The 25,087-nt window shown below is 71.3% G+C and carries 22 protein-coding genes; 12 read left to right on the top strand and 10 right to left on the bottom strand.

Annotated elements, in window-relative coordinates:
- Positions 1–76: 76 nt before the first annotated feature.
- A complete protein-coding gene (locus tag AB0P17_RS07235) occupies positions 77–565 on the bottom strand; it encodes an ATP-binding protein (protein ID WP_365808387.1) in 489 nt (162 codons plus the stop codon).
- Positions 566–890: 325 nt separating this feature from the next.
- A complete protein-coding gene (locus AB0P17_RS07230; RefSeq protein ID WP_365808385.1) occupies positions 891–1,259 on the bottom strand; it encodes an STAS domain-containing protein in 369 nt (122 codons plus the stop codon).
- Between the two features lie 274 nt (positions 1,260–1,533).
- Between AB0P17_RS07230 and AB0P17_RS07225 the strand changes: the two genes are divergently transcribed.
- Positions 1,534–2,508 carry an RNA polymerase sigma factor SigF gene (locus AB0P17_RS07225; RefSeq protein ID WP_365808384.1) on the top strand — a complete coding sequence of 325 codons (975 nt, stop codon included), beginning with the start codon at positions 1,534–1,536 and terminating at the stop codon, positions 2,506–2,508.
- A 108-nt stretch (positions 2,509–2,616) separates the two neighbouring features.
- Here the strand turns inward: AB0P17_RS07225 and AB0P17_RS07220 are convergent, their stop codons facing one another.
- On the bottom strand, positions 2,617–3,837 hold the full coding sequence (locus AB0P17_RS07220; RefSeq protein WP_365808382.1) for an endonuclease/exonuclease/phosphatase family protein: 1,221 nt from the start codon (positions 3,835–3,837) through the stop codon (positions 2,617–2,619).
- 129 nt (positions 3,838–3,966) lie between these two features.
- Between AB0P17_RS07220 and AB0P17_RS07215 the strand changes: the two genes are divergently transcribed.
- Complete coding sequence (locus AB0P17_RS07215) at positions 3,967–4,902, top strand: hypothetical protein (protein WP_365808380.1); 936 nt, start codon at positions 3,967–3,969, stop codon at positions 4,900–4,902.
- Positions 4,903–4,967: 65 nt separating this feature from the next.
- Positions 4,968–5,867 carry an LLM class flavin-dependent oxidoreductase gene (locus AB0P17_RS07210; RefSeq protein WP_365808378.1) on the top strand — a complete coding sequence of 300 codons (900 nt, stop codon included), beginning with the start codon at positions 4,968–4,970 and terminating at the stop codon, positions 5,865–5,867.
- A 254-nt stretch (positions 5,868–6,121) separates the two neighbouring features.
- Here the strand turns inward: AB0P17_RS07210 and AB0P17_RS07205 are convergent, their stop codons facing one another.
- Positions 6,122–6,535, bottom strand: coding sequence for an ATP-binding protein (locus AB0P17_RS07205; RefSeq protein ID WP_365808377.1), 414 nt, complete (start codon positions 6,533–6,535; stop codon positions 6,122–6,124).
- A gap of 236 nt (positions 6,536–6,771) precedes the next feature.
- On the opposite strand from AB0P17_RS07205, the gene AB0P17_RS07200 reads away from it, so the two are divergent.
- The 6 genes from AB0P17_RS07200 (at position 6,772) to AB0P17_RS07175 (ending at position 12,974) form a co-directional block, all read left to right on the top strand.
- On the top strand, positions 6,772–7,629 hold the full coding sequence (locus tag AB0P17_RS07200; RefSeq protein WP_365808375.1) for a helix-turn-helix transcriptional regulator: 858 nt from the start codon (positions 6,772–6,774) through the stop codon (positions 7,627–7,629).
- The gene (locus AB0P17_RS07195; RefSeq protein ID WP_365808373.1) at positions 7,626–7,835 is read left to right on the top strand and encodes a DUF397 domain-containing protein; all 210 of its coding nucleotides are present in this window, start codon (positions 7,626–7,628) and stop codon (positions 7,833–7,835) included. The genes AB0P17_RS07200 and AB0P17_RS07195 overlap by 4 nt, the downstream gene beginning before the upstream one ends.
- Positions 7,836–7,909: 74 nt before the next feature.
- Complete coding sequence (locus AB0P17_RS07190; protein WP_365808371.1) at positions 7,910–8,656, top strand: class I SAM-dependent methyltransferase; 747 nt, start codon at positions 7,910–7,912, stop codon at positions 8,654–8,656.
- Positions 8,657–8,822: 166 nt separating this feature from the next.
- Entirely contained in the window at positions 8,823–10,415 is a 1,593-nt protein-coding gene (locus AB0P17_RS07185) for a hypothetical protein (RefSeq protein WP_365808370.1), read from the top strand.
- A gap of 24 nt (positions 10,416–10,439) precedes the next feature.
- Positions 10,440–10,763 carry a hypothetical protein gene (locus AB0P17_RS07180; protein WP_365808368.1) on the top strand — a complete coding sequence of 108 codons (324 nt, stop codon included), beginning with the start codon at positions 10,440–10,442 and terminating at the stop codon, positions 10,761–10,763.
- A gap of 675 nt (positions 10,764–11,438) precedes the next feature.
- A complete protein-coding gene (locus AB0P17_RS07175) occupies positions 11,439–12,974 on the top strand; it encodes a helix-turn-helix domain-containing protein (RefSeq protein WP_365808366.1) in 1,536 nt (511 codons plus the stop codon).
- Positions 12,975–13,730: 756 nt separating this feature from the next.
- Here AB0P17_RS07175 and AB0P17_RS07170 read toward each other — a convergent pair.
- Positions 13,731–14,651, bottom strand: coding sequence for a trypsin-like serine protease (locus tag AB0P17_RS07170; RefSeq protein ID WP_365808364.1), 921 nt, complete (start codon positions 14,649–14,651; stop codon positions 13,731–13,733).
- Positions 14,652–14,790: 139 nt separating this feature from the next.
- On the opposite strand from AB0P17_RS07170, the gene AB0P17_RS07165 reads away from it, so the two are divergent.
- The 3 genes from AB0P17_RS07165 (at position 14,791) to AB0P17_RS07155 (ending at position 18,936) form a co-directional block, all read left to right on the top strand.
- Positions 14,791–15,276, top strand: a complete 486-nt coding sequence (locus AB0P17_RS07165; protein ID WP_365808363.1) for a GNAT family N-acetyltransferase — start codon at positions 14,791–14,793, stop codon at positions 15,274–15,276.
- A 140-nt stretch (positions 15,277–15,416) separates the two neighbouring features.
- Positions 15,417–16,574, top strand: coding sequence for a DegT/DnrJ/EryC1/StrS family aminotransferase (locus tag AB0P17_RS07160; protein ID WP_365808476.1), 1,158 nt, complete (start codon positions 15,417–15,419; stop codon positions 16,572–16,574).
- Entirely contained in the window at positions 16,567–18,936 is a 2,370-nt protein-coding gene (locus AB0P17_RS07155; protein WP_365808361.1) for a lipopolysaccharide biosynthesis protein, read from the top strand. Before AB0P17_RS07160 ends, AB0P17_RS07155 begins: the two co-directional genes overlap by 8 nt.
- Here the strand turns inward: AB0P17_RS07155 and AB0P17_RS07150 are convergent.
- The 5 genes from AB0P17_RS07150 to AB0P17_RS07130 all read right to left on the bottom strand — a co-directional run bounded on the left by AB0P17_RS07150 (position 18,915) and on the right by AB0P17_RS07130 (position 24,911).
- Positions 18,915–20,048, bottom strand: coding sequence for a glycosyl hydrolase (locus AB0P17_RS07150; protein WP_365808359.1), 1,134 nt, complete (start codon positions 20,046–20,048; stop codon positions 18,915–18,917). The genes AB0P17_RS07155 and AB0P17_RS07150 overlap by 22 nt on opposite strands.
- Positions 20,045–20,548, bottom strand: a complete 504-nt coding sequence (locus tag AB0P17_RS07145) for a hypothetical protein (protein ID WP_365808357.1) — start codon at positions 20,546–20,548, stop codon at positions 20,045–20,047. The genes AB0P17_RS07150 and AB0P17_RS07145 overlap by 4 nt, the downstream gene beginning before the upstream one ends.
- Positions 20,549–20,568: 20 nt before the next feature.
- Positions 20,569–22,566 carry a hypothetical protein gene (locus AB0P17_RS07140; RefSeq protein WP_365808355.1) on the bottom strand — a complete coding sequence of 666 codons (1,998 nt, stop codon included), beginning with the start codon at positions 22,564–22,566 and terminating at the stop codon, positions 20,569–20,571.
- A 93-nt stretch (positions 22,567–22,659) separates the two neighbouring features.
- Positions 22,660–23,430: a polysaccharide deacetylase family protein gene (locus AB0P17_RS07135; RefSeq protein ID WP_365808475.1), complete on the bottom strand. Its 771-nt coding sequence runs from the start codon at positions 23,428–23,430 to the stop codon at positions 22,660–22,662.
- Between the two features lie 170 nt (positions 23,431–23,600).
- Positions 23,601–24,911 carry a glycosyltransferase gene (locus AB0P17_RS07130; protein WP_365808473.1) on the bottom strand — a complete coding sequence of 437 codons (1,311 nt, stop codon included), beginning with the start codon at positions 24,909–24,911 and terminating at the stop codon, positions 23,601–23,603.
- Positions 24,912–25,087: the final 176 nt, after the last annotated feature.

The following is a 25,087-nucleotide window of genomic DNA, read 5'->3' as shown; positions in this document are numbered from 1 at the left end:
GACGGCGTACGGGAAGGGGCGTCGCACCGGTCGATCCGGTCGCGGCGCCCCTTCTCGTACGTACGGCCTACGCGCGTCACGCCGGAGCGGACAGCTCCGCCCAGACGGTCTTGCCCACCGCGCCCGGCGTCCTGACGACACCCCAGTCGAGGCAGAGCCGCTGCACGATAAACATGCCGTGCCCACCGGGACGCCCCGCGCGGTGCGGGGTGCGCGGCGCCGGCTGGCCCGTGCCGAGGTCGCTGACCTCCAGCCGCAGCACCTTCGCGGTGTACGCGACGCGCAGCCCCTCGGGGCCGCCGGCGTGCAGACAGGCGTTGGTGACCAGCTCGGAGACGACCAGGAGGACGTCCTCCGCGGCGGCGCGGCGGTCGGCGGTCGCGGCCGGGAGCCAGCCCCAGTCGTGGAGCGCCTGGCGGGTGAAGTCACGCGCGAGCGGGACAACACCGCTGGCGCCGGCCAGTACGAGCGTCCGCACCCGCGCGTCGGACGCCACGGGGGAATGCCCCGACCGGTCCGACTCGGGGCCGAGGTCGCCCGGCGGCGGCTGCCGGGTGGTGCTCATCAGCGCTTCACCTCACCGATTCACCAATGCGTGAGTTCAACAATGCGACGTCAATACAACTTCAGTACAAGTTCAATACAGCTTCATCAATGGTGCGAGCCAGGATCCCGCGAGGCCTGCCCGGGGTCTTCTGCCCCTCCGAATCGTGACAACACCCACTTCATCGAACGGGCGTCGTGACACAGGCAACACAGCGGCCCCCGCTGCCACGACAAGGCGGAAAAGAGGCCATGAAAGGGGTCGGATCCGCTTGGCGGCGGGAGCGACGGAGGGGCGTCGCCGGGATGGAGGCGGGGGCACGAGCCGGGGCGCGGGCCGGACCCGCTCAGCCGGCCAGGGCGTCCGCGAGCGAGTCATGGACGGTGAACACGGCGTCCGCCCCGGTGATCTCGAAGACCCTCGCGACGACGGGCAGCATTCCGGCCAGATGGACCCCTCCCCCGGCGGCCTCCGCCTTCAGACGGGCACCGAGGAGCACGTTGAGCCCGGTGGAATCGCAGAATTCGAGCTGTGAACAATCGATCACCAGGCGCACCCGGCCCCGCTCAAGGGCGTCCTCCAGGGGCTCGCGCAACAACTCGGCCGTATGGTGATCCAGCTCACCGACCGCCGTCACTACCTCGCTCGGGCCCTCGGCCCGAACTCCGACCTGAAGCCGGCCCCGGTTCGTGCTGCCGACCGTCTGGCGGTCCATGCCCGTCCCTCTTCGCCGATGGTGTCGATCATGCCGACAGTGGTCCGTCCCGCCGTCATCACCAGCGGATGACGCCCGTCGAACATTACGCCTTTCACACCTCGGGCGGTACCCAAAGTCCCCCACAATATGGACATATGCCGCAATTAACACTTGCAACGGTCACTGCCTACCGGGTAGGGCTAGTAGGGACACGTCCGCCCGCGACCGGCTTTGGAGGCGCCGCAAACCGGAGCAACACATATCGGCTTCGGCAGCCATATGCCGAGAACGTATGGAGGAGACCATGTCACCCCGGCTCGACGAACCGCGTACCCAGAACGCGCCGTCGGCAACTCCGCCCCCAGCTGTTGAGACCCACGTCACTCTGTCCGACGCGCCGCGTGACGCGCTGTCCGACGCTCCGTCCGACGCGGCGCGGCAGCCCGAGGACTGCCCCGACGGGCTCACCGACCTGCCCGAGATCCCGCCCTTCGACGAAGTGGGCGCGGTGGACGCCCGGGCCCTGTCGAAGACCCTCTTCGCCCGCCTGGACGCGCTGGAAGAGGGCACCCACGAGCACGCGTACGTACGCAACACCCTGGTCGAGCTGAACCTCGCCCTGGTGAAGTTCGCGGCCTCCCGGTTCCGCTCCCGCAGCGAGCCGATGGAGGACATCGTCCAGGTCGGCACGATCGGCCTGATCAAGGCCATCGACCGCTTCGAACTGAGCCGGGGCGTCGAGTTCCCCACCTTCGCGATGCCGACGATCATCGGCGAGATCAAGCGCTTCTTCCGCGACACGTCCTGGTCGGTACGCGTACCGCGCAGGCTCCAGGAGCTGCGCCTCGACCTCGCCAAGGCGGGCGACGAACTGGCGCAGCGCTTCGACCGCGCACCCACCGTCGGGGAACTGGCGGAGCACCTCGGCCTCACCAGGGAGGAGGTCGTCGAGGGCATGACGGCGAGCAACGCGTACACCGCGAGCTCGCTGGACGCACAGCCCGAGGACGACGACACCGAGGGCGCGCTGGCCGACCGGATCGGGTACGAGGACCACGGGCTCGAAGGCATCGAGTACGTCGAGTCGCTGAAGCCGCTGATCGCGACGCTGCCGTCGCGCGACCGTACGATCCTCTCCCTGCGCTTCGTCGCGAACATGACGCAGTCGGAGATCGGGGAGGAGCTGGGCATCTCGCAGATGCATGTGTCGCGGCTGCTCACCCGCACCCTGGTCAAGCTCAGAAAGGGCCTGACGCTGGAGGAGTGAGCGGGCCGGAGTTGCGTTCCTCTCCTCGCCGCCGTTGTCCGCCCCGTGCGCCCGTCCCCTGAACGAGGGGACGGGCGCACTCGGCTGTCGGCCCGTCGGCCCGTCGGCTCAGAGGAGCTGCCGCTGCCGGCAGTCCTTCTCCACACCGCTCTGGTAGAGACAGACCTTGACGACAGGTGAGGTCACGGCCCCCGCCCCCGTCCCGAAGTCGGTGCAGCGGTCGGCGTACGCCCCGTCCGCCCCGGTCAGGACCTGGGCGCCGCCCGACGTCGCGTACACGTAGCCGCGTACGCCCCAGCCGTCCGCCTTGTTGTCGCAGACCCGCAGGGTGGCGCTGCCGTCCCCCGCCACGGCGAGCTGTGCCCATCCCGCGCGGGAGTCGGCGCCGGCCGACACGGACCCGGCCTTGGTGACGGGCGCCGGGCGGACGGTCAGGTCGGTGACGACGGGCAGATGGTCGGAGGCCGTGGTCGCGACGGTACGGGCGGCGCCGACATCGAACGCGGGCGTCGCGTAGACGTAGTCGATACGGGAGTCGTCGAGCCCGTCCCCGGGGTGGGTGACCGCGCCGCTGCCCGTATTGGCGTTCACCCGGGTCCACGAGTCGATCCAGTCGGCGGCGGCGAACCAGGGCCTGATCGCGTCGTCGGGGCGCACGTTGAGATCGCCGGTGAGCAGCATCGGCGTCGTCATCAGGGAGCCGGACACCTTGTCGATGACGGCGCGCGCCTGCCGGTTGCGGCGCTCGGTGGCCTCGGTGCCGACCCCGGCCGAGAGGTGGGTGGTGTAGACGCGTACGTCGGTCCCTTCGACGTCGAGACGGGCACCGCCGAGGCTGCGCAGGACGGCGGTGGTGCCGCTGGGATACTGCGGGAGCTGGTAGGTCAGCTTCTCCTTGATCGGGTACTTGCTGAGAATGAGATTGCCCGCGACGCCGCCCAGGGCATTGGTGTCGCTCCTGGCGAAGTGCGCGACGTACTGGGGGAAGGCGTCGAGCAGTACCTGCCACTGGTTGGGCCCGCCGACGGCCCGGTTGTCGTGCACCTCCTGGAGGGTGACGACATCCGGATCCTGATCCCCGATCACGCGCGCGATCCGGTTGATGTCGGTGACGCCGTCGGTGCCCTGGCCGCCCTGGATGTTCCAGTCCATGACCTTGAGGGAGGCGGCGGCGAGCACGGCGGGAGCGGACTCCAGGGGGTGCTGGACGCTCGCGGCGTAGGCGCCACCGGGGGCCGCCAGGAGGGCGAAGGCGGCGGCCAGGGTGGGCAGTACGGTACGGACGGTACGCGTCGGCCGGGTGGATCTGAGGTGGTGTCGGGCTCTCAACTGGCTCCCCGTTCGCTGCTGTTCGTGACTGGTCTTCTCCCGGATTCAATCCGGTGCGGCAGCCGCGCACAACAACCGGGACGGCTGTGACGGGTATGGCTGTTCACCCGGGTGGGGGAGGGAGAGACCATGGGAGAGGAAGAAACGCGCCGCACGAGCGCGGGGGATGACGCCGACGAAGGAGCCGGTCAGGGATCCGGGGACGGGAACGGGAACGGGGGCGCGAACGGGTCCGGGGACCGTGCCGGAGACGGTGGTGCGCCGGCCACCCCCTTCTGGCGCAGACCGCAGGAGATCCTCACGACCGTCGGCGGAGTGGTCGCCGTCGTCGGCGGAGTGGCCGGGCTGATCTTCCTCTTCTGGCCCGACGCGCAGCCCCGACCGACCCCGGAGCCGGAACCGGAACCACCGCCTGCCGTCACCCTGGTCAACTCCGATGTCGACCGCGAGGAGAACATCGCCGCCGACCGCGTCTTCGACGGTGAGGTCACCGGCCGGATCGAGCAGAGTGCGACCGTGGTCAGCGCGGTGCTGCGGAACACGGGCGACGACCCCGTTCTGGTGAGCCACGCGAAGGTGCGCTTCAGCGCGGCGACCCAGGTCGGCTGTCCCGCCAGCGGCACCGGCGGAACCGAGATCATGGCGCAGTACGACATCGAGGCACCGGAGAACGTGGGCAAGGGGTCGGTGGCCACCCGCAAGATGGTGTACACCCTTCCGCCGCACGCGCAGGAGCGCGTGGCGTTCACGGTCGGGCCCGGGCGCCATGTGGAGGGGGCACTACCGTGGGTCTACACCTTCACCATCTCCCTCCACATGGACGACGGTTCGACGGTCACCGTGCCCGAGGTCAGCTATCTCTCGCCCCGGATCGGGGCCGATGGTGTCCTGGCCGGAGCCGAACAGGCGATGGACCCCGGACAGAACGGTGGGCCGGGGCTGATGGATCCCGTCTGCGTCGCCGAGCAGGCCCGGTCCGTGGCGGGGCTCGTCTCCTCCGCCGCCCGGCCCTCGCCGGAACTGCGGGAGTTCAGCGCGGAATTGACCCGTATCGCGGCTCGGTGATCGCGCCTCAAAGATCGCGGCTCGATGGCTCCCCTGGCCGCAGGCGGTCACAGTAGGGTCATCGGATGACCAGTGACTTCGCTTCCTCCCGCCGTATCGGCGTGATGTTCGACAGAGACGGGCGCCCGGAAGAGCTGGCGGCGTACGCCCGTACGGTGGAAGAGCTCGGCGCGGACGACCTGTGGCTCGTGGAGGACCTGGCCTGGGCGGGCTCGGTGTCCTCGGCGACGCTCGCGCTGGCCGCCACCGACCGGCTGCGGGTCGGGATCGGCATCATGCCGGCGCCGCTGCGCAACCCGGCGCTCCTCGCCATGGAACTCGCCACGCTGGCCCGGGTGTTCCCGGGCCGGATCATCGCGGGCATCGGGCACGGCGCCCCGGACTGGATGGCCCAGGTCGGCGCCGTCTCCCCCACCAAGCTCGCGCTGCTGGAGGAGACGATCACGGCGGTACGGAGCCTGCTCGGCGGAGAGACCACCACGGTGGACGGCCGCGCGGTGCACATCGACGGCGTACGCCTGGTCCACCCGCCGGAGGTGGCACCGCCGCTGGTGGCCGGTGTCGTACGCCCGCGCTCGCTGGAACTGTCCGGCCGCGTGGCCGACGGTACGGTCATGGCCGAGGGCCAGGGCCCGGACGTACTCAAGGCCGCGCTCGAAACCATCGGGAAGGGCCGCGCCGCCGCGACCCCGCCCCGCCCGCACGAACTCATCGCCTTCACCCACCTGTACGTGGACGACCGGCCCGACCGCGTCGCCACGGCCACCGCGCCGGTGGTCGAGGAGTACACCGGGTGGCTGGGCATCCCGCCCGAGGAGGTCTTCCTGGCGGCGGGCGACGCGGCGACAACCGCCCGCCGCGTCGAGAGCCTGTGGGACGCGGGCGCGGACACGGTCGTCCTGCGCCCGGTCGGCGACCACCCGCTGGACCAGGTCCGCGCGACGCTGGGGCACCTCGCCCGCTGAGTCCGGCGCCGTTCGCCGTACGGGCCGTGGCCTGCCGCCGGGGAGAACCCGGGGGTGCGCTTCGGCCCGACGCGCGGCCTACGATCCGGTCCCGGCCCGGCTACGTCCGTAACAGGCCCCCGAGTCCACGCATACGAGCCGCGTACCGCGCCCGTACGGACCGGCCGGACGCGCCCGCAGCGTCGAGGAGACGACCAGGCAGCCGCACGCCTCACACGGGAACAGCAGGGCCGGATCACGCGTAGAGGCGTCCCTCACTCCGAGCACACCGCCGCCTCGTGCGCGATCGGCAGCCGCGCCCAGACAGTCTTGCCCGGATCACGTGGCCGTACGCCCCACTCCTCGCAGAGCGAGTCGACAATGATGAGGCCGCGCCCTCCGAGGTCGTCGTCACCGGGCTTCATGAGCTCGGGCATCTTCCACTGGAACGAGTCGGACACTTCTAGGATCAGTGCGCCGGTGCGGCGCCGCAGCCCCAGATCGAAGAAGTCGCCGGTGCCTCGGGCATGCTGGACGACGTTGGTCGTCAACTCGCTCGCGACGAGGGAAACATCGTCGACGAGGCAGCCGAGTTGCCACTGCCGCAGAAGCACTTCGACGTGGCGTCGGGCCTCCGGCACGGAGTGCTTGCGGATCCGGAATCTCTTGATGTGCGTACGTCCGAGCATGGGGCTCCCAAGGTGAGTGGGCAGACGGAACCAGAGTCACCTAACGTCCCGACAAGACGACGTTGCGTGACGCAATCCACGCTAGGGCGCACCTGACGAACAAGGCAATCGAATCGAGAGCGCAAACTTGCGCGTGGCGTCTAGTCGCCAATCGGTTAGCGTGCGGCACTCCGCACCCTGCAAACTGAGCCACAGGCAGTGAAGGAGGGAACATGCCAGCAGGTGGACGCCCAACCATGCGCAGCAGACGGCTCGGCGCGGCGCTGAAGCGATACCGCGAGGCAGCAAAGCTGGACCAACAGCATGCGGCTGATCACATCGTGGGGTCGACGACCAAAATCAGCCGCATCGAGGCCGGCCAGGTATCCGCCCGCCCCGGTGACGTCCGGCTGCTGCTGGAGCTATACGGGGTTGAGGATCGCGAGGTCTACCAGCGGCTTGAGCAGCTTGCGCGGGATTCGAACAAACGAGGTTGGTGGCTCGACTTCCCGTGGGTGGTCAAGAACGAGGGCTTCGCAGACTTCGTCACGCTGGAGACGGATGCCACGTATATCCGGACGTGGCAATCACTCTTCATTCCCGGCCTGCTCCAGACCGACGCCTACATCCGAGCGCTCATGGAACTCAGCCCCACCCTCCACGCCCCCGAAGCCATCGAAGAAGCGGTGGCCATTCGGCAGGCCCGCAGAAAGATCATCGAGGATAACGGCGCACAGTACGCGGCGGTCATTTGGGAACCCGCTCTCACCGCGCCCATGCCGTCGCGGAAGACCCACAGTGATCAGCTGCTCCACATCCATCAGGTCGCGCAGCGACAGAACGTCAGCCTCCAGGTGCTGCCCACCTCCGAGTGGCAGACGGCGCATATGTCCTCCCACTTCGTCATGTTCAATTTCGCTTCCGAGCCAGCACCTCAGGCCGTTGCGTTTGACACCACGTCAAGCACGGTGATCCTGGAAGATGTGGAAGACATGGCCAAGCATGTTCAGATCTTCGAGAGGTTGAGGTCTGCCGCGCTGACGCCCAACCAGAGCCTGACCTTCATCCAAAGGGTGATAAAGGACGTCTCGGAGACCGAGGAAGAAGCAGGATGAGGAAGTCGGACATAGTGACGGCGTTCAAGAAGGCTAGCGCCTCGGGGGCATCACCGACGACGGACTGCGTAGAAGTCGCCCACACCGCAGACGGTGGCTGCGCCGTGCGCGACAGCAAGAACCGCCGTGCTGGCATCCAATACTGCACCCCGGATGAATGGGCCGCCTTCCTGGCCGGGGTGAAGGCGGGCCGGTTCGACGTCTGAGCCGCGCCGAGGTGCGCTTCGGCGGAACGAAAATCGCTGGACACCGCGCAGCCGTGGCGGCGAACGTGGCCGGCATGGAGCAGCAGGCAGAGATCTGGGACACAGAGACCGCCCAGCGCTATGACACGCCCGGCAAGGGCATGTTCGCGCCCGAGATCGTGACGCCCACCGTGGACCGCCTCGCCGCACTCGCGGGAGAGGGGGCCGCGCTCGAATTCGCCGTCGGGACCGGCCGGGTGGCGATTCCGCTGGCCGGGCGCGGCGTGCCCGTCACCGGCATCGAGCTGTCACCGCCGATGGTGGAGCAGCTGCGTACCAAGGCCGACGAGGCGACGCTCCCCGTGGTCGTCGGGGACATGGCGACCACCGCCGCCCCCGGGGAGTACACGCTCGTCTATCTCGTCTTCAACACCATCTCGAATCTGTACACGCAGGCCGAGCAGGTCGAGTGTTTCCGCAACGCCGCCCGCCATCTCGGGCCCGGCGGCCGGTTCGTGGTCGAGTTGTGGGTCCCCGAGCTGCGTAAGCTCCCGCCGGGGCAGGCCGCCACCGTCTGGCATTCCGAGACCGGGTACATCGGCCTCGACACGTACGACGTGCTGCGTCAGCACGTCGTGTCGCATCACTTCCACTTCGGCGAGGGCAAGGAAGCCCAGTTGTTCCGCAGCCCGCACCGCTACATCTGGCCGGCCGAACTCGATCTGATGGCCCAGCTCGCCGGATTCGAGCTGGAGAGCAGGCACGCGGACTGGGCTGGGGCCGAATTCACCGCCGATTCGCGCGAACATGTCTCCGTCTACCGCATCCCACCGAAACCGTAGTCAACGAGCGCCCCTCAAACGCCTCCGTACATCGGTCCACCCGAGTCCGGGCTCTCGTTCGAGCGCCCGGAGAGCGCTACCTTTCCCAAAGGGAAACCGCTCGCAGCAAGGGGGACTGATGGAGCGACCTGGACACCCCGATTTACCGAGATCCCGACCGGACCTGGTGACTCGGCAGCTCTGCGGATACGCGTATCTCGACATGGACTTCGCGTCGACCGTGCTCAAGCTCTTCACGGTGGAACGGTTCAGGGCACACGGCGCGCCCCTGGGCATCGACCAGGTGGCAGTGGTGCGGCACGCGCGCCGCGCCGAGCGGCTTCGGTCGGCGCGGGACGTGCTGCTCGGTCTCTGTCTCGTCGCGCTGGTCCTGGCCATGGTCGGAGCCGCCGCGGCAACGCAGGCCGGGGCCCACCAGGCCCGGCCGCTCCTGCACCGTTACCTGAATCTGGGCGGCTGGGCCCTCCTCGCGGCCGTGCTGCTCGTGTACGGGTGGGGCTGGTTCGTATGGCGGACGGCCCATCTCCTCCACTGGGGGGAGGCCGGGCCACGCGAGGGCGCCCGCCCCCTGGACTCTCTCCTCGAAGCCGAACTGGACGCGCTGGACGAGGCCAATGTCCGTGCGTACGCCACGACGTACGACGGCAGACGTCCCCTGGCGGACGGCGAGCATCCCTTCGTGGGGCACGGCAGCCTGGTCATGGAGACCGTTTGGCCGGGCATCGACGTGGGCCGCGCCGCAGAGGACAAGCAGGGCCACAAGCTCACGATCAAGCCGTTCGACGGGGCCGCGCTGCACGCCTACGTCGCGGAACAGGCGGCCGGCATCGCGGGCATCGACGGGTTGCGCGCCCGCGACCGGCTGTACGTACGGGGGCACCATGTGCGCGATCTCGGCACCGAGTTGCTGCCGGATCCGATGCGGCGTCCGGTCACTCGTATCGGGCCCGACCGCGTCGCGGAGGGGGTGGCGGCGTCGGGAAACGTACGCACCTATCTCTCGCTGGAGCTGGTCGGTTCCGACGGCACGCATGTGGAGACCATGTTCCTCCGGGCCCGGCTCACCCAGTCCCGCCTCTCCTGGGAGGTCTCGGCCTATGCCGTGCCTCCCCTGTGGGCGTCGATCGGCGAGAAGGTGGACGAGCTCCCCCTGGGCCCCGGAGAACGAGCGTTCCGGCTCCTGGGATACACCCTCCGGGAACTGCGCCCCCAGCTCTTCAGATCGGTGGGCCGGGTGTCCCGGCGCACCGCTCGGCCACTGCGCGACCGGGTGCGACTCTGGTCGAACCGGCGTCGGATCGTGCGACGCCAGAGCCTTTTCGACTACGGAACCCTGTACACGCTGCGCGCGTACGTGTCGGACGGGAATCGCTGGGACTACCTCCAGCGGATGGACGCGCGGGACACGTTGCAGCGGCTCCAGCAGGCGGTCCTGCTCGCCACGGAACGGTTCCTGACCGAGCACAACGTCGACGCGTCCGACCTGAAGCGCATCCAGAAGGTCGTCCACAACCAGTCGTACAACTTCAACGGTCCGGTGGTCGGACAGAACATGTTCGGCAACCACGGGACCAACTACGCGGGGCGGTCCCCTGCCGGGTCCGGCAAGGGCAAGGGCACAGGCACGGGTACAGGCGGAAGCGAGCCGGTCGGGGGCAGCGGTGCAGGCGCCTCGCAAGGAGCCGCCGGGCCCGGGCCTTCGTCCGCGCCTGCCCCCGCTTCCTCGCCCGCTCCCGCACCGGGCACGGCCGAGAGCTGACCACGACGCGGAACGGAGACGGTCATGAGCACATACAACTTTCACGGACCGATCAGCGGCCAGTCCATCTTCGGTGACGGCGGCCAGAACCTGATTTTCCAGGGGCCGTCCGCCGCCCGGGCGATGGGCGTCGCCGACGACTTGGTGCGGCTGTTGCGTGCCGAGCAGGACGGGCGGGACGACGCGGCCGTACAACTCCGCGGCGAGCTCGCGCGGGCGGAGAGTGAGGAGCGGCCCGTGGACGAGGAGCGCGTACGCGGCTGGCTCACCACCATCCGGGAGGGCTCCGCCGCGGGCAGCGGTGCGCTCGCCCTGATCGCATCCCTGAAAGAGCTGCTGGGCCTCTGAAAATCCGGGCCGTGGCCTGCCGCCCGGGGGCCCGGGCGTAGCACCGACCTCCGGTCGGCCACGGCTTCCACACGCGGAGAGCAGGCGTCGCCCCGGGTCGTGATGGACCCAGGAGCGCAGTCGACGCGATCAACGTGGCGATGCGGCGTTTCATTCGCAAGTTTCCCCCACTTGGTGATGATTGTTCTTTGATCAGCGGACGTATGCCGGCGTCGCGCTCGACGATGTGGTTCAGCTTCTTGCTTCCTCCCCGTTGTCCCCTCGGGTACGTACCGTAGTGACGACCGGTGGCGGGAGCGAGACTCAAAATGCCCATCGGAGGGTGCCCCCGGTGTCAGATGGCTGCGCGGGATGCGACAGACCGCCGTCGCCCCGTTCGGCCGCGCCCCGCACACGGCGCCGGCAGCGAGGTACCGCTCGTGATTGCGCGGTGCTGCGTGTCAGACGTTTTCTGTCCGGCCTTCCGCGGTCGAGGATCTCGATGACCAGCCAGAGGTCATGCCGCCGCTCTGTGCCAGAAGGCTGAGCAGCCTTTGGGGCGGTGCAGCGGAGCCGTTCGCGTTCCTCCGCGCACCGGGGGTGGCGTCATCCCCGGTGCAGCGGGGATAATCCGTCTCCTCCCGTGGCGGGTTTGCAGGCCCCGACACGCTGACCGGTCAGGCGAAGAGGTGCGGCGTGGGCGAGCCAGTGACGCCGTCCCTGGATTCCCGGCGCGCCGCCGACATCCTGACCATGCACCGGCTGGCGGGCAAGGCGGACAGCGTACAGGCGTTGGTGCGGTGGCTGGCACGCCGGACGGGGTGCTGGGTCGGGCTCGTGGACCCGGCCGGCGGCGTTCAGGCGCAATCTCCCCGGGAGTGCGACTCCGATGGGATGACGCTCGTCGCCGACGGGCTGCGCGTGATGCGTGAGCGGGGGCTGCGTACATTCGTCGGGGGTGAGTCGCCGGGCCGCTCCGCCGCGCTGCTGGCCGTCGGCATACCCGGGGACCAGTCCGGATCCGTTCCGTCCGGACCGGTCCTCGCGGTCGTCGGACCCGAACCCCTCGCGACGGCCGCGCCGGCCGACGCGGGGCCGCTGCTCGGTGTCTGCTGGAGGGCGCAGGAGACCGAACGGGCCCGGCGGCGCGTGGAGATCGCCGACGCGCGCGGACGGGAGGCCGTGCTGCATCTGCTGATGTCCGGGAACCTCACGACGGCGCATCAGATCGCAAGCGTCCTGGCGCCGCGCCTCTACGATCCGGCCCGGTTCCATGTCATCGAGTGCGGACCCGGCCGGCGGGCCGAGACGATCCGTATCTGCACCGAACTCACCGGCGGCCGGGCATGGATCGTAGGGTGCCCCGTCTACTCCGACCATGTGCTCATGGTCGCGCCCGCGACCCCGCTCCCCGCCGGCGCCCGCCCGCTGGAAGCCGCGCTCACGGCCGAGATCGAGGGCTGTGTCGTGGGGACCGGCGACGCGCTGGCGCTGCGCGACACGGCCACCGGCTACGAACAGGCGTTCCACGCGCTCGCGGTGGCCCGTGGCCGCCCCGAGCGCTGGACCCGGTTCGACGCCGCACTCGGGCTGCCCGTCATCGTGGGCCGCCACGGGCTCACCTGGGCCGACCACCTGCTGGTGCCACTGGCCGGGCACGTCCCCACCCGGGCCACCGACCCCGGCAGCCGCACCCTCACCGATACGCTCCGGTCGTGGCTGGTCTTCTCCTCTGCCGCGACCCGGCACATGAAGATCCACCGCAACACCCTCGCCTCGCGCCTCCGGTGCGTCGAGGCACTCCTCGGTCTGAACCTGGAGCTCGTGGGTGACCAGGCGAAGCTCGATCTGGCCCTGCGGATCGCGGAGTTGCCGCGCGTGACGGACCACGGGCCGGGCACGGTGGAACCGGCGCCGCCGGCCCCTGCCGGGGACGACTTCGAGACACTGCTCCGCATGCCGGCCGTACAGGAGTGGGCGCTGACGCAGCTACGCCCCGTACATGAGGACGCGCCCGCGCTGGAGGCCACGCTGCGCACCTGGCTGCGGAACGACACGCGGCTGCGAACGACGGCACAAGTGCTCGGCGTTTCGGTGACAGGAGCCCGCAAGCGACTCATACGACTCGAACAGGTTCTGCAGCGATCGTTGCTACGGGTCCCGAACGCGCGTCACGACCTCTGGCTGGCCATCGAGATCCTCGACCACGGAAGACCGGACAGAAACACCTGAAACCGCCACCGGTTCGGCTGCGCGGTCCGGCTCCGGTCCACCACACGGAACTCGGAGCGCCGTTCTCACGCCCCGTGACCAGAGGTCAATGATGTGCCGGCGCCTCAGTAGGGTCGAGACCCGGCGACGCGCTTGCCGACGCTCCGTTTCCGGTCCCCGACCCTACTGAGAGTGCGTCACTATGAGGGCAGGTATGGAGACACTTCCCGAGACCAGGTCGCCTACGCGAGGTTACAGGCGGCCACGATCCAGCTGGTGTTCCTCATGCCGGCGTTCCAGAGGTCTGTGTAACAAGCAGGGTTAGCGGTGCCGAGCAACGCAGGGTGACTGCACGCGTGCACGACCTTGTCCCCGACCTTCACTCCCTTGTTGTACAGGTAGTTGTAGCACTGGGACTGAGTCGCTTGGGCGGATGTGGCCGTCGCGAGCGGTACAGTCACCACTCCCACCGTCATCGCGCAAGCGATCAGGGCTCGTTTCATCCTCATGTTTCTCCCCGTGTGCCGTCGGGCACCTCCCGTAGGCACATAGGTAACTTAAGTTCCGGCCGGTGGACCGGAGAAGGCTCAACTTGCCCATCGAAGGGCACTGCCGGTTTCAGATTGCTGCCCAGGCCCGACGGACCCGCGGCGCCCTCGCGCGCTGCACCGACCTCCGGTCGACCACGCCTGCCAAACGCGTTCGGCAGGCGTCGCCCAGTGACGCCTGCCCGTGTGGCGATCGGTGGCCCGGCCTGGTGGTACCCGCGCGCCCGCGTCAGCTGTTCTGGGCCCGGTCGTACACCTTCTTGGCCGTGGTCCGCAGGACCTCCCCGTACATCTTGGTCGGTGTCAGGGAGTCCAGCGCGGCGTTGACCGATACCAGGACGCCCTTGCCGGTGGTGGCGTCGAAGTCGGCCAGCCAGGGGCCGCCGCTGGAGCCGCCGGTCAGGTCGCAGGGGATGGACTGGGCGCCCTCGTCCTTCTTCGACTTGCCGACGCAGCGGAGGAGTTCCTCGCCGCGCTGCGGGCGGGTGGCGGAGTAGCCGAGGGCGGAGACGGTGCCGCCGACGGCGCGGCTGAAGGAGATGGCCTGGCCGCCCACCACGTTCGTGAGCTTGCGGCCCTTCGTGTCGGCGTCGACGACCAGCGCGGCCATGTCGTTGGTGGAGTCGTTCACCCAGGTGCGCGGGGTCGCGGCGGTGCGGACCGCGAAGGTGCCGTGCGGCTTCTTGCCCTTGCTGTAGCCGGGGACGAACACCATCAGCATGTTGGTGTTGCCGGGAGAGGAGCCCCGGCGTACGCAGTGGGCGGCGGTCATGACGGTGGAACGGTTGGCGCTCTTCACGGCGGTGGCCGTGCACCAGGTGTCGGCGCCGCTCGCGTTGACGAAAAAGAGCCGCCCCACGGTCTTCAGGGGTGTGCCCTTGTACGGCTTGGCCTTCGGTCCGGTCGGGCCGAGGTCCACGGACTTCCCGACGGCCTTCATGCGGGAGGTCGTCCAGTAGGCGACGGCTTCCTTGCGCTCCTTGGCGGTGAACTTCAGTACGGAGACCGGGTCGGGCGCGGCGGCGCGGGCCTGCCCGGGCGCGGCCGTCGCGGCGGTCGGGGCGGCGAGGACGAGGGCCGTACCGGCTGCGGCGAGTCCCATGACCGGGCCGCGAAGGCGCCGGCTCAGGGAAGGTGAGGTCTCGGGCATGGCAGCTGGCTCCTCGGGTGGGGTGCACGGGGCGGTCAGGGGCGGTCGATCCGCTCGGCAAGAGGGCCGGCCCCGCCCGGTCGGTTGCGCTGTCGGCGTTCTGTGACACAACTGTGCGAGCCGGACGTAGCGTGGGACCGTGCCTGAGATTCAGCGGCTTCGTGCCGACCATGCCGCCGCCCTGCTCACGTTCGAGCGGGAGAACCGGGCCTACTTCGCGGCCTCCGTTCCCGACCGGGGCGATGAGTACTTCGCCCGGTTCGACGAACGGCACCGTGCGCTGCTCGACGAGCAGGAGGCCGGGGAGTGCCATTTCCATCTGCTCGTGGACGGGGACGGGGCCGTGTGGGGGCGGGTCAATCTGGTGGACGTCGCCGACGGGGCAGCCGAGTTGGGGTTCCGGGTGGCCGAGCGGGCGGCCGGGCGCGGGGTGGCGAGTGCCGGGGTGCGGCGGGTGTGTGAGCTGGCCGTCGCGGAGTACGGGCTCTCCTCGCTGCGGGCCCGGGCGATGGTGGAGAACGCCGGTTCACGGGCTGTGCTCGCCCGTACGGGCTTCACGCAGGTCGGCGAGTGCGAGCTGGACGGGCGGCCCGGGCTGCGGTTCGTGCGCGAGCTGGTGGGGTGAGCGGGCGGCATCGCGGTGAGGCTGCGCCTTATTGACGGCGCGTCCGGTATGCGCCACATTGAGCCGGGCAGGGGGGATGGGGATACGTGATGGCTCTTGGGGAGGGCGGCCCGGCGGAGTACTCGGTGCTGGAGTCGCTGATGGCGCAACGCCTCGGCAGGGAGTGTCTGTACGTGCCGTCGTGCCGGCTGGGACTGTACGTGGCGCTGCGCCACTGGTGTCCGCCCGGCGGACGCGTGCTGATGTCGCCGGTCAACGACGACGTGATCTTCTTCGTCGTGCTCGCCGCCGGACTGCGCCCCGTACAGGCGCCGCTGGACGCGCGCGACGGGTCCCTGGACGCCGGCGCCGTGCCCGAGTCCGTCTGGCGCGGACTCTCCGCCGTACTCACCACCAATCTGTACGGGAACCCCGACCCCGCGCCCGAACTGCGCGCCCGCTGCGACGCGTTGGGCATCCCGCTGATCGAGGACGCCGCGCACGCCATCGGCAGCGCGATCGGGGGCCGGCCCGTCGGCGGGTTCGGGGACGCGGCCGTGTTCAGCCTCTCCAAGCATGTGGGGGCCAAGACCGGCGGCTTCCTCGCCGTCGCGGACCCGGACCTGCGTACGGAACTGGCGCGGGCCCGCGACGCGCTGCTCCGGCCCGCCCGGATCGGCACCGAACTCGCCTACGCCGTACGGCCGTACGCCGAGGCCGGGGTGCGCGGGCTGCGGCTGGCGCGGGCCGCGCGGGCCGCGCTGCGGCTGCTCGGGCAGGAGGAGCGGGAAGGGATCCGGATGCCCCTGCGGGGCCCGGAGTTACGGGAGGCCCTCGGCACGGCGCCGGGTCTCGACGGATTCCACTCCTGGGTCCGGGTGGACCTGCACGACTACCGGCTCCGCCCCGGCCCCGCGCGGCTCGGACGGACCGAGCGGCTGCTGCGCGGGCTCGACGGAACGCTCGCCGCCCACCAGGAGGGGACGCGGCGGCTGCTGGCGAGCCCCTGGGCCGCGCCGGGCGCCGCCGAGGAGCCCGTACAGCCGCTGTTCCGCGTGCCGCTGCTCGTCGAGGACCGCGACGCGGCGATCGCCACCCTCGCCCGGCACCGCATCACCACCGGCTATCTCTACGATCCGCCGCTCGACGTCTACGCGGGCGCCGCGTTCACCGATCCCTCGCCCGCGCCTGCCCCGGCGGCCTGGTTCGCCCGGCACGCGCTGCCCGTCGATCCCCGCCACGCCGACCGCGCGCTCGCCGTCCTCAGCGAACTGGACTGCCGGCCGGTGGAGTTGGAGGAGACCGGCAGCGGTGGCTGACACCGCCCGGCGGCCGGAGCCGCGTCCGGGGCCGCGCCTGGGGCCACGCCGGGAGGAGGACGAATCGCTCCTCGTCGACAGCGGTTCGGGACGGGCCGCCGGCCCCTCCCCCGGGCCGGGCCCTGGTAGCCGTACGGGTGGCGGTAGCGGCGACTCCATGTTCCGCAACGCCTACGCGCTGATGCTCTCCACCGGTGTCTCCGCCGCCCTCGGCCTCGGCTTCTGGCTCGTCGCCGCCCGCTACTACACCGAGGAGGCCGTCGGCCAGGGCTCCGCCGCCATCGCCGCCATGCGGCTGCTCGCCTCGATCACCGCGACCACCATGATCGGCGCGGTGGTCCGCTACGTCCCCCGGGCCGGCCGGGCCACCGGAGGGCTGGTGTGGCGCGCGTACGCCGTCAGTTCGCTGGTCGTGTGCGTCGCCTGCGCGGTGTTCCTGGCGACCCTGGACCTCTGGGGGCCCTCCTACGCGCCCCTCGACGGGCTGACGGCCGGGCTCGTCTTCACCGCGTCCTGTGTCGCGTGGGCGCTGCTCACCCTTCAGGACGGGGTGCTGACCGGGCTGCGGAAAGCTTTCTGGGTGCCCGTCGGCAACGCCGTCTTCTCCATCGGCAAGCTGCTCATGCTCGCCGCGTTCGCCACCGCCCTGCCCGTGCTCGGCGTCTTCGTCTCCTGGGCGGCGGCCATCGCCCTGTCCGTACTGCCCCTGGGCTGGCTGATCTTCCGCAGGCTCATCCCGCGCCAGGCCACCGCCGACCGCGACCGCGAACCGCCCCGGCTCCGGGAGATCGGGCGGTTCCTCGCCGGTGACTCGGTCGGGGCGCTCTTCAGTCTCGCCATGATCAATCTGCTGCCGGTGATGGTCGCGGTCCGCTTCGACTCCGCGCACAACGCCTTCTTCTACACCGCCTACACGGTCGGCGGCACGATGGAGTTCATGGCCATCAACATGGCCTCCTCCCTCACCGCGCACGCCTCGCACAGCCCCGACCGGCTGGCGGAGGGCGTGCGCGGGGCGCTGCGCCGGATGACGCTGCTGCTGGTGCCCGTGGTGCTGGTGCTGGTGCTCTTCGCACCGCAGATCCTCACGCCGTTCGGCGCCGACTACGCCGAGCACGGCACCACCGTGCTCCGGCTGTTCGCCGCCGCCGCGCTGCCCCGCGTCGTCGTCGAGCTGTACATCGGGGTGCTGCGGGTCCAAGGCCGTACGGGCATGCTCGCCGCGCTCCAGGGCGCCATGTGTGTCCTGGTCCTGGGCAGCGCGCTGGTCCTGCTCGGGCCCGCCGGGATCTCCGGCGCCGGGCTGGCGATGCTGCTGTCCATGACGCTGATCGCCCTGGTCGCGGCGCCGGGACTGCGCGCGGCGCTGCGCTACCGCCACCGTACGAAGGACGGCGCCGACTGGATCAGCGTCCGGCGCCCGGGGGCGGGGCGGGGCGGGAAGCACGGGGACGGGAAGCACCGGGAGGAGGACTCGTATTACGGGACCGCCTGGGCCCGCAGGGCCGCCGTACAGGGCGCGGCGGGCGGAGAGGCCGCGGCGGGCGACGCGCGGGCCGAGGAGGACGCGGCGTACGGCACGACCTGGGCCGGACGCACCGCCTATCTGCGCGGCGCCCACGACACGCCGACGCCGGCCTTCGGCATGCCCGTACCCGTCCCCGTACGGGGTCCCGGGAACGCGCCCGCGCACCCGCCGGGGCACGCCGACCGGATCGACGAGAGCCGGACCGTCACCGTGCTGTGGCTGCTGCTCGGGCTCTGTGCCGGGCTGTTCTGGACGCCGCTGGCCCGGCTCGGCGACATCGGCCGCGATCAGCTCACCGGCGCCCAGCTCCTGGACGTACTGCCGCCTCTCACGCTCGTCGCGGGCATGCTGCTGATCGTGGTCCAGTGCGCCGCCGTCTCCCTGGAACGGCCCGGGCCCGTCCTGCTCGCCCTCGGGCCGCTGATCACCTTCGCCGCGCTGCACAGCGCGCCGCCCCTGCTCGGCGTACGGCCGGACCGGGCGTCGGGGCCCTGGCACCGGCAGATCGCGGACGCGCTGGCGGGAGCCGCCGGGCCCGATCAGGTGCTGCGCGCCCTGCCCGTCGTCCTGCAACTGCTCTGCCTGGCGCTGGTCGCCGTGACCCTGTGGGCGCTGGGAACGGACGGGCGGGCCGTGTCGGGGGTGGTGTGGGTGCTCGCGGTGGCCGGGTGGTCGGCGCAGGATCCGCTCGCGGCGGTGGCCCTGCCGCTCTTCCTGGCGCTGCTCGGGGTGACGTGCGCGGTCCTCCTCGGGCGCCGTCGGCGGGGCGTACGGCGTCGGCACGAGGTACGGGGTCAGCGGGGCGTACGGGGTCAGCGCGGCGGGACCGGCTGACGGAAGTAGTCGTCCCGGCCCGCCTCCCGGTAACCGTCCAGCGCCGGGCCCTGGTTGACGGTCAGATCGCAGTGCGGGCCCGGCACCGGCCGGTTCCACTGCACCAGCGCCTTCACCCCCGGCAGCGTCCGCGCCACCTCCGGCACCCGCTGGTACCAGCCGCGCTGCCGGTCCGGGTCGTCCGGGTCGGGCGCCGTACTGAACTCGGAGAGCATGACGGGCTTGCGGTCCGATATGTTCGCGCGCAGCCAGTCGTAGGTGGGGCGCTGGCTCTCGTCGAAGTCCAGCCAGCGCGCGTTCCGCTGGCAGCGGTAGTAGTTGTACTGGTCCATGCCGATCCAGTCGACGTACTCGTCGCCCGGGTAGAGCGATTTCATCAGCTCCGCGTTCCCCAGATAGCCGGAGACCGTCCACACCCACACCACGTTGTCCACGCCGAGCTTCTCGAACCGGTCGTAGATGTGGCGGTAGGCGGCGACGAACTCCTCGGGCGTGCCCGCGTCCGGCGTACGGAAGTCCGTCTCCTGGTCGAAGGAGAAGAAGACCCGCTTGCCGTATGCCTTGAGCCGCCTGGCCTGCGGATCGATGATCTCCTCGTCGAACTTCCCGGCCGCGACATTGGCCCAGCCGAGCTGGGTCTCCGTCCAGTTCTCGTGGTGCGGCTCGGTCCACACGGTGGACTCCCAGGCCAGCATCAGCATCCGGTCCCGGCCCAGCTCCTGCTCCTCGGGGGTGAGGAGCACGCCGTCGCGCTGCGTGTTGGACATGTCGTGGTAGTTGTAGACGAGATCGAGCTTGCGCCCGATCTTCTTCTCGAAGCCGTGCACGGCGTCCGTGAGCGAGCCGTTCGCCGCGTACGGGACGTACGCGCCCCACCAGGCCCCGCACGGCGGCGCCAGCTTCTCGTCCGGCGCGCACGGCCCGTGCGGTACCGCTCCGGAGGCGGCGTTCTCCGGGAGGGCCTGGTCCGGGCCCGGTCCGTCCTTCTCCGCCCGGGCGACCCAGACCCCGAGCCCGGCGAGCAGGGCGCCGACGGCGGCGAGGACGAGCGCCAGGTACGTGCCGCGGCTCGCCCCCGCGCGTACCCCGGCGCGTATGTGGTCGCGCGTCATATATGGCCCTCCGGAGCGGGTTTGGCGCGTTCGGCCGCGCCCCGGGTCGCGGCGGGCAGCGGCATGGCGGGCAGCGGGGCCACGACCGTGCAGAAGACCGCGAGCGAGCCGAGGAACAGCGGGGCGGAGAAGCCCGCCACGAGGAAGAGCGCGGTGGCGGTGAGCGTCGCGAGGGAGAGGCTCAGCGGCGCGGCCAGCGCCAGGGCCTCCAGCCGTGCGGCCGGGCGCAGACCGCCGGGCAGCGGGAGCAGCAGGGCGCAGCCGGGGCCGAAGGTGACGAAGAGCAGGATGGGGATCCAGCGCAGCGGCACCCCGTCGGGGAGCGCGGTCGCCGCGAGGGCGGGCCATCCGGAGAGGGCGAGCCCGGCTCTGAGCCAGGGCCGGGGCCGTGGGTGCACCAGCGCCACGGCGCGGGCGAGGGCGTGGGCGGAACGTGGGGACGTGGGCTTCGGCTCCGGCGCGGAGTCGAAACGGAGTTGAGGGTCGGTGCGTTGGTCCATGACGGCTGCCTCCGTGTTCGTCATCGGGCGGGAGTCTCAGGAGTAGGAGTAGGAGTGGGCGCGGTAGCGGGGGTCTCCACGTGTTCCAGCAACAGGCCGTAGCGGCTCTCCTCCACGACCTTGAAGTGCGGCGACCGCTTCAGCGCCTCGCTCATCCGGGCGAAACCGCCTGCGGGCAGATACCCCTCGCCGATCGTGGCCTTCTCCTGGGCCGGGGTGAGGATCACGTACGCCGGACGGCCGTCCGGGATGCCCTCGTCGAGGTAGCGGGCGGGATCCTTGAGCATCCTCAGGTTCTCCGGCACTTCCTGTTCGGTGAAGAACCAGCGCTCGTACCGGTCGTAGCGGTAATACGCGCCGGGGAAGGACCCGGTGGTGGCGAGGATCAGCGAACCGTCCGGAGCCCGGTCGTAGGCCCGCTCGACAAACGCGTTCTCGGCGGGCGGCGCGTACTGCATGCCCTCCTTGCCGTAGTACGAGGGCAGGAAGCCGACGAGCAGGGCGGCCAGGGCCACGGGGAGCACCAGGGCCGTCGCCCGGCGGGCCAGGCGGCGGCCCTTCTCCCGGCCGGCGGCGGGCGGTACGAGCGCGGCGGCGGCGAAGAACGCCGTGCCCGGCAGCCCGAACAGATAGACGCGGAACAGCATTTCGCCGCCGTAGTCGTTCACGGCGAACAGCGGTACGGGCGCCGCCGCGGCCAGCAGCAGCGGCAGCGCGCTCCGTACCAGCCTGCGCCGCAGCAGCACCGCGGTCGTGGCCAGTCCCCCCAGGACCAGCACCATCAGGATGTTGGCGGTGCCCACCAGCTCCGGCCCGGGACCGGTCGGTTCACCGGCGAAGCCCGGGCGGGAGTTCTTCAGCAGGTCGCCCGCCGAGTCCCGCAGGGTGGCCAGGGTGTCCAGGAAGAGGACGCGGCCCATCGTCAGGTCCCAGACGAGCATGATGAGGCCGGTGACCACGAGCAGCCCGATGTTGCGGTAGCGGCGGGTCAGACAGAGGGCCAGCAGCGTCATGCAGAGCATGACGGGCGTGAGTTGGTGCGAGGCGTTGACGGCGGCGATCAGCGGGGCGAGGATCGCCACGCAGACCGCGCGCTGTCTCAGGGTGGTGGGCGGCGGCACCGACGTCGCCGACGGATCGAGGCGGGAGCGCTCGCGCAGCCGGCCGGCCGATCCGGGCCGTACGAAGTGCCGTACGACCACGGCGAACACGGTCAGGAAGAGCAGATAGGCGAAGCCTTGCGGCGCGAGGTAGTCCTGGCCCACCCAGTTGGCGAGCTGGAAGATCCAGACCGCGGTCCAGACGAGCCGCCAGTCGTCGGTGAAGGTGCGGTAGATCAGTATCAGCACCGGAAGCATGAGCAGCCCGAAGAGCACGGGCGCCCAGTTGGTGTACGAGGCCGCGCCGTGCACCCCGAAGGCTCTGATCAGCGCGGCGTTGAGCGAGAAGAAGCCCGGCCACTGGTCGTACGCGGACATCCCGCCGGAGAGCCGCTGCTGCGGGTGGAAGGTCCCCTCGGCGAGCAGCCGCGCTATCACGGCGTCGTGCTTGGACGCCCAGGCGTAGCGCACGGAGTCGTAGAGGATGCCGGGTGGCGCCTTGAGCGCGACGAGCATCGCGACGCAGTAGGTCAGCGGCCACCACGGGGCGGTCCCGGCGCGGCGCAGGCTGACGAGGAAGCCGAGGGAGAGCACGGCGAGCGAGGCGTAGTACGCGACCGGGAAACGGTCGAGGAGACCGAACTCCCCGATGTCCCGGAAGCCGATCCGGGGTAAGGACCAGGTCCAGAGGACGGCCGCGATCAGCAGCGGTGGCCAGGTGAGGAACCGCTGGAAGCGGATCAGGAACGCCGCGCCCGGGCCGCGGCGCGGCGGACGGGGCGGGAGGGGCGGGCGCGGGTCGGTGCGCGGCGGACCGGTGCGTGCCTGGTCGGCGTGAGCCTGGTCGGCGTGAGCCTGGTCGGTGCGTGCCGGGCCGTTGGTTCCGGAGCCGGTCGTGCTGTCGGTACGCGCGGTCATGAGATACCTTCCCCCCTCGTCATCATCCGTCACCGTTCAGCGCCGTTCATGACCATCCGTCCGTAACGACCCGGCATGACCATCCGTCCGCGACTACCCGGCGAATTCCGGCCCCTTCACCCGGGCCCGCGCGCCCCGGTACAGCCGCCAGCCCAGCGTGGCCGGCGAGTCCCGGTAGGGCGCCACCTTCACCCGCTCCCCCGCCGCCGCCCCGCCCGTCATCCACGACGTGACGTCCGCCGCGGTGTGGGTACGGCGCACGATGAGCCGGGCGATGCGGTACGGCTCGTCGCGCCCCGAGCTGAGGGCGTGCCGTACGGCGACGGCCGAGGCGTACCCCACGCCCTCGGCCGCCCGGCGCACCGCGCGGCTGTTGTAGCCGTGCGGATAGGCGAGATGCGCGACCTCACGGCCGAGCGTCTCCTCCAGCACGTCCTTGGACTCCCGCAGTTCACGCCGGAGAGCGGGGCCGCGCAGGGTGTCGAGCTGGGGGTGCGTGACCGTGTGCGCCCCGACCTCCAGGCCGTACGACTCCAGCCGGCCCGCCTGGGCGAGCGTCATCATCGGCGCGGGCGGCAGCAGGCTGGTGCGGCCCGGGGTGATGGCCCCGGTGGTCAGGTAGGCGGTGGCGGGCAGGGCGCGGGCGGCCAGCGCCTCGGCCGTCGGGCCCGGCAGATCGGCGAAGCCGTCGTCGAAGGTGAGGACGACCGGCCGGGACGGCAGCGGCGCGCGCCGGGTGAGGTGCCGGACCAGGGTGCTGACGGGGACGGCGGTACGGCCGCCGGCGGTGATCGCGTCGAGATGGGCGGCGAAGTCCCGTGGCGTGACGGTGAATTCGGCGATCCAGGCGGGCGGGTCGTCCATCACGGCGTGGTAGAGGAGGACGGGGATCCGGTCGGGCGTGTCCCACTCCGGTGTGTCCCACTCCGAAGTGTCCCTATCCGGTGTGTGCCCATCCGGTGTGTCCCGTTCCAGTGTGTTCCGCTCCGGCGCGCGCCGGTCCGGTGTGTTCCGCTCCGGCGTGTTCCGTTCCGTCATGGCGTCCTCCCGGTGGCGCCACCGCGCGCCCGGAGCCGCGCCTTCGCGTAGCCGAGGGGGCCGTACAGCATCCCCCGGCGCTCCAGGCGGGAGAGGGAGCGCGGCCAGGGGTACGACTGCGCGCCGTGCGCGCCCGGCGCTTGCGTCATGTGCTTCATGTGCGTCATGTCGGTGGCGGTACCACCGGCGTGTGCGTCGTCCGGGCGGTGCGCCGTGATCGCGCGGGCGTGCGCCAGGCCGCGTGGCACCTTCACGAGCAGGGCCGGCAGCAGAGCGGGGCGGCGTACGAGGATCGCCGTGAGGTACGCGGTCAGGCCCGCGCCGTATCCGTACGCCTGGTTCCGCAGGTCCTGCCAGGTCTCGCGGTGGTGGTGCCAGACCAGCGCGTCGGGGGTGTAGCGCAGCCGGTGCCCGGCGGCGAGGACACGGACGAAGGCGTAGAGGTCGTCACCGCCCCTGGCGGGCGTGCCGGTGCCGGTGGCCGGGTCGAAACCGCCGACGGCACGCAGCGCGTCGGCGCGGAACGCCATGTTGGCACCGGAACCGAAGCTTCCGGCCGTGAACGGGAAGAGGGGCTCGCCCGCGGGCGGCGCAGCCGGGTCGTACAGCCGGGGCGCGAAGCCTTTGGCGAAGCCTCCGTGGCTCTCCAGCAGGATCTGCGCGGGGGTGGTCAGCCGGGCCGGGAGGATGAGGCCCGTGGTGCAGCCGAGGCCGGGGTCCGCCGCGAAGGGCGCGGTGAGGGCGGAGAGCCAGTGCGGGTCGGCGATCACGTCGTCGTCGGTGAAGGCGACGACCGGGGCCGCGCGGTCCGCCGCCGCGACGCCGCGGTTGTGGGCCACGGCGAGGCCGGGGCGCGGCTCGTGCGCGTAGTCGACACGGCCCCCGTAGCGGGAGGTGACCAGGTCGCGGGTGGCGGTGGTGCGGGGCGCGTTGTCGACGACCAGGACGCGGAAGTCGGGGTGGTCCTGGGCAAGGAGGGAGTCGAGGGCGCGGGCGAGTTGGCCGGCGCGCTCGCGGGTGGCGACGACGACGGTCGTACGCGGGGGAAGGGGCGCGGGCGGTGACCGATCCGGGGCGGCGGGGGATGTCGCCCCAGGGGCCGCCTCCCGCGCGCGGAAGGCGGTCACCAGCGCCTGCGCCGGGTCCTGGCCGGCCGCCACCTGGCAGGTCACCGTGGCGACGGGGTGGCCGTCGATCCGCACCAGCGCGTACACCGCCCCCTCCCCGAGGGGCGGGCCCCCGGGCGCCGGGCGGAGGGAGCGGACGGCGCCGTCGGCCGCGCGGAGATCGAGTTCGGCGACGGCGATGGCCGCCGGAACCGGTGGGCGCCGTAACGGCGGACGGCGGTCAGGACCACCCCCGCCGCCCCCTCGGCCCGCCCCTCCACCGGGTCCTGGGCCGGTGTCTCTCCCCGTCGTCCGTGGTGTGTGCGTCATCGCTCCCCCTGGTCGGTTGATGCGCCGCCCGCCCCTGTGCCGCGTGC

This window comes from Streptomyces sp. NPDC088124 (assembly GCF_040685895.1).
GTDB lineage: Bacteria > Actinomycetota > Actinomycetes > Streptomycetales > Streptomycetaceae > Streptomyces.
Note: the sequence above shows the minus strand (reverse complement) of the source record. Positions and strands in the feature narration are given on the sequence as shown.

Coding starts and splice junctions, on each gene's coding strand:
- AB0P17_RS07235 (WP_365808387.1), bottom strand. CDS start 565: ATGAGCACCACCCGGCAGCCGCCGCCGGGCGACCTCGGCCCCGAGTCG.
- AB0P17_RS07230 (WP_365808385.1), bottom strand. CDS start 1,259: ATGGACCGCCAGACGGTCGGCAGCACGAACCGGGGCCGGCTTCAGGTC.
- AB0P17_RS07225 (WP_365808384.1), top strand. CDS start 1,534: ATGGAGGAGACCATGTCACCCCGGCTCGACGAACCGCGTACCCAGAAC.
- AB0P17_RS07215 (WP_365808380.1), top strand. CDS start 3,967: ATGGGAGAGGAAGAAACGCGCCGCACGAGCGCGGGGGATGACGCCGAC.
- AB0P17_RS07210 (WP_365808378.1), top strand. CDS start 4,968: ATGACCAGTGACTTCGCTTCCTCCCGCCGTATCGGCGTGATGTTCGAC.
- AB0P17_RS07205 (WP_365808377.1), bottom strand. CDS start 6,535: ATGCTCGGACGTACGCACATCAAGAGATTCCGGATCCGCAAGCACTCC.
- AB0P17_RS07200 (WP_365808375.1), top strand. CDS start 6,772: ATGCGCAGCAGACGGCTCGGCGCGGCGCTGAAGCGATACCGCGAGGCA.
- AB0P17_RS07195 (WP_365808373.1), top strand. CDS start 7,626: ATGAGGAAGTCGGACATAGTGACGGCGTTCAAGAAGGCTAGCGCCTCG.
- AB0P17_RS07190 (WP_365808371.1), top strand. CDS start 7,910: ATGGAGCAGCAGGCAGAGATCTGGGACACAGAGACCGCCCAGCGCTAT.
- AB0P17_RS07180 (WP_365808368.1), top strand. CDS start 10,440: ATGAGCACATACAACTTTCACGGACCGATCAGCGGCCAGTCCATCTTC.
- AB0P17_RS07170 (WP_365808364.1), bottom strand. CDS start 14,651: ATGCCCGAGACCTCACCTTCCCTGAGCCGGCGCCTTCGCGGCCCGGTC.
- AB0P17_RS07160 (WP_365808476.1), top strand. CDS start 15,417: ATGGCGCAACGCCTCGGCAGGGAGTGTCTGTACGTGCCGTCGTGCCGG.
- AB0P17_RS07150 (WP_365808359.1), bottom strand. CDS start 20,048: ATGACGCGCGACCACATACGCGCCGGGGTACGCGCGGGGGCGAGCCGC.
- AB0P17_RS07145 (WP_365808357.1), bottom strand. CDS start 20,548: ATGGACCAACGCACCGACCCTCAACTCCGTTTCGACTCCGCGCCGGAG.
- AB0P17_RS07140 (WP_365808355.1), bottom strand. CDS start 22,566: ATGACCGCGCGTACCGACAGCACGACCGGCTCCGGAACCAACGGCCCG.
- AB0P17_RS07135 (WP_365808475.1), bottom strand. CDS start 23,430: ATGGACGACCCGCCCGCCTGGATCGCCGAATTCACCGTCACGCCACGG.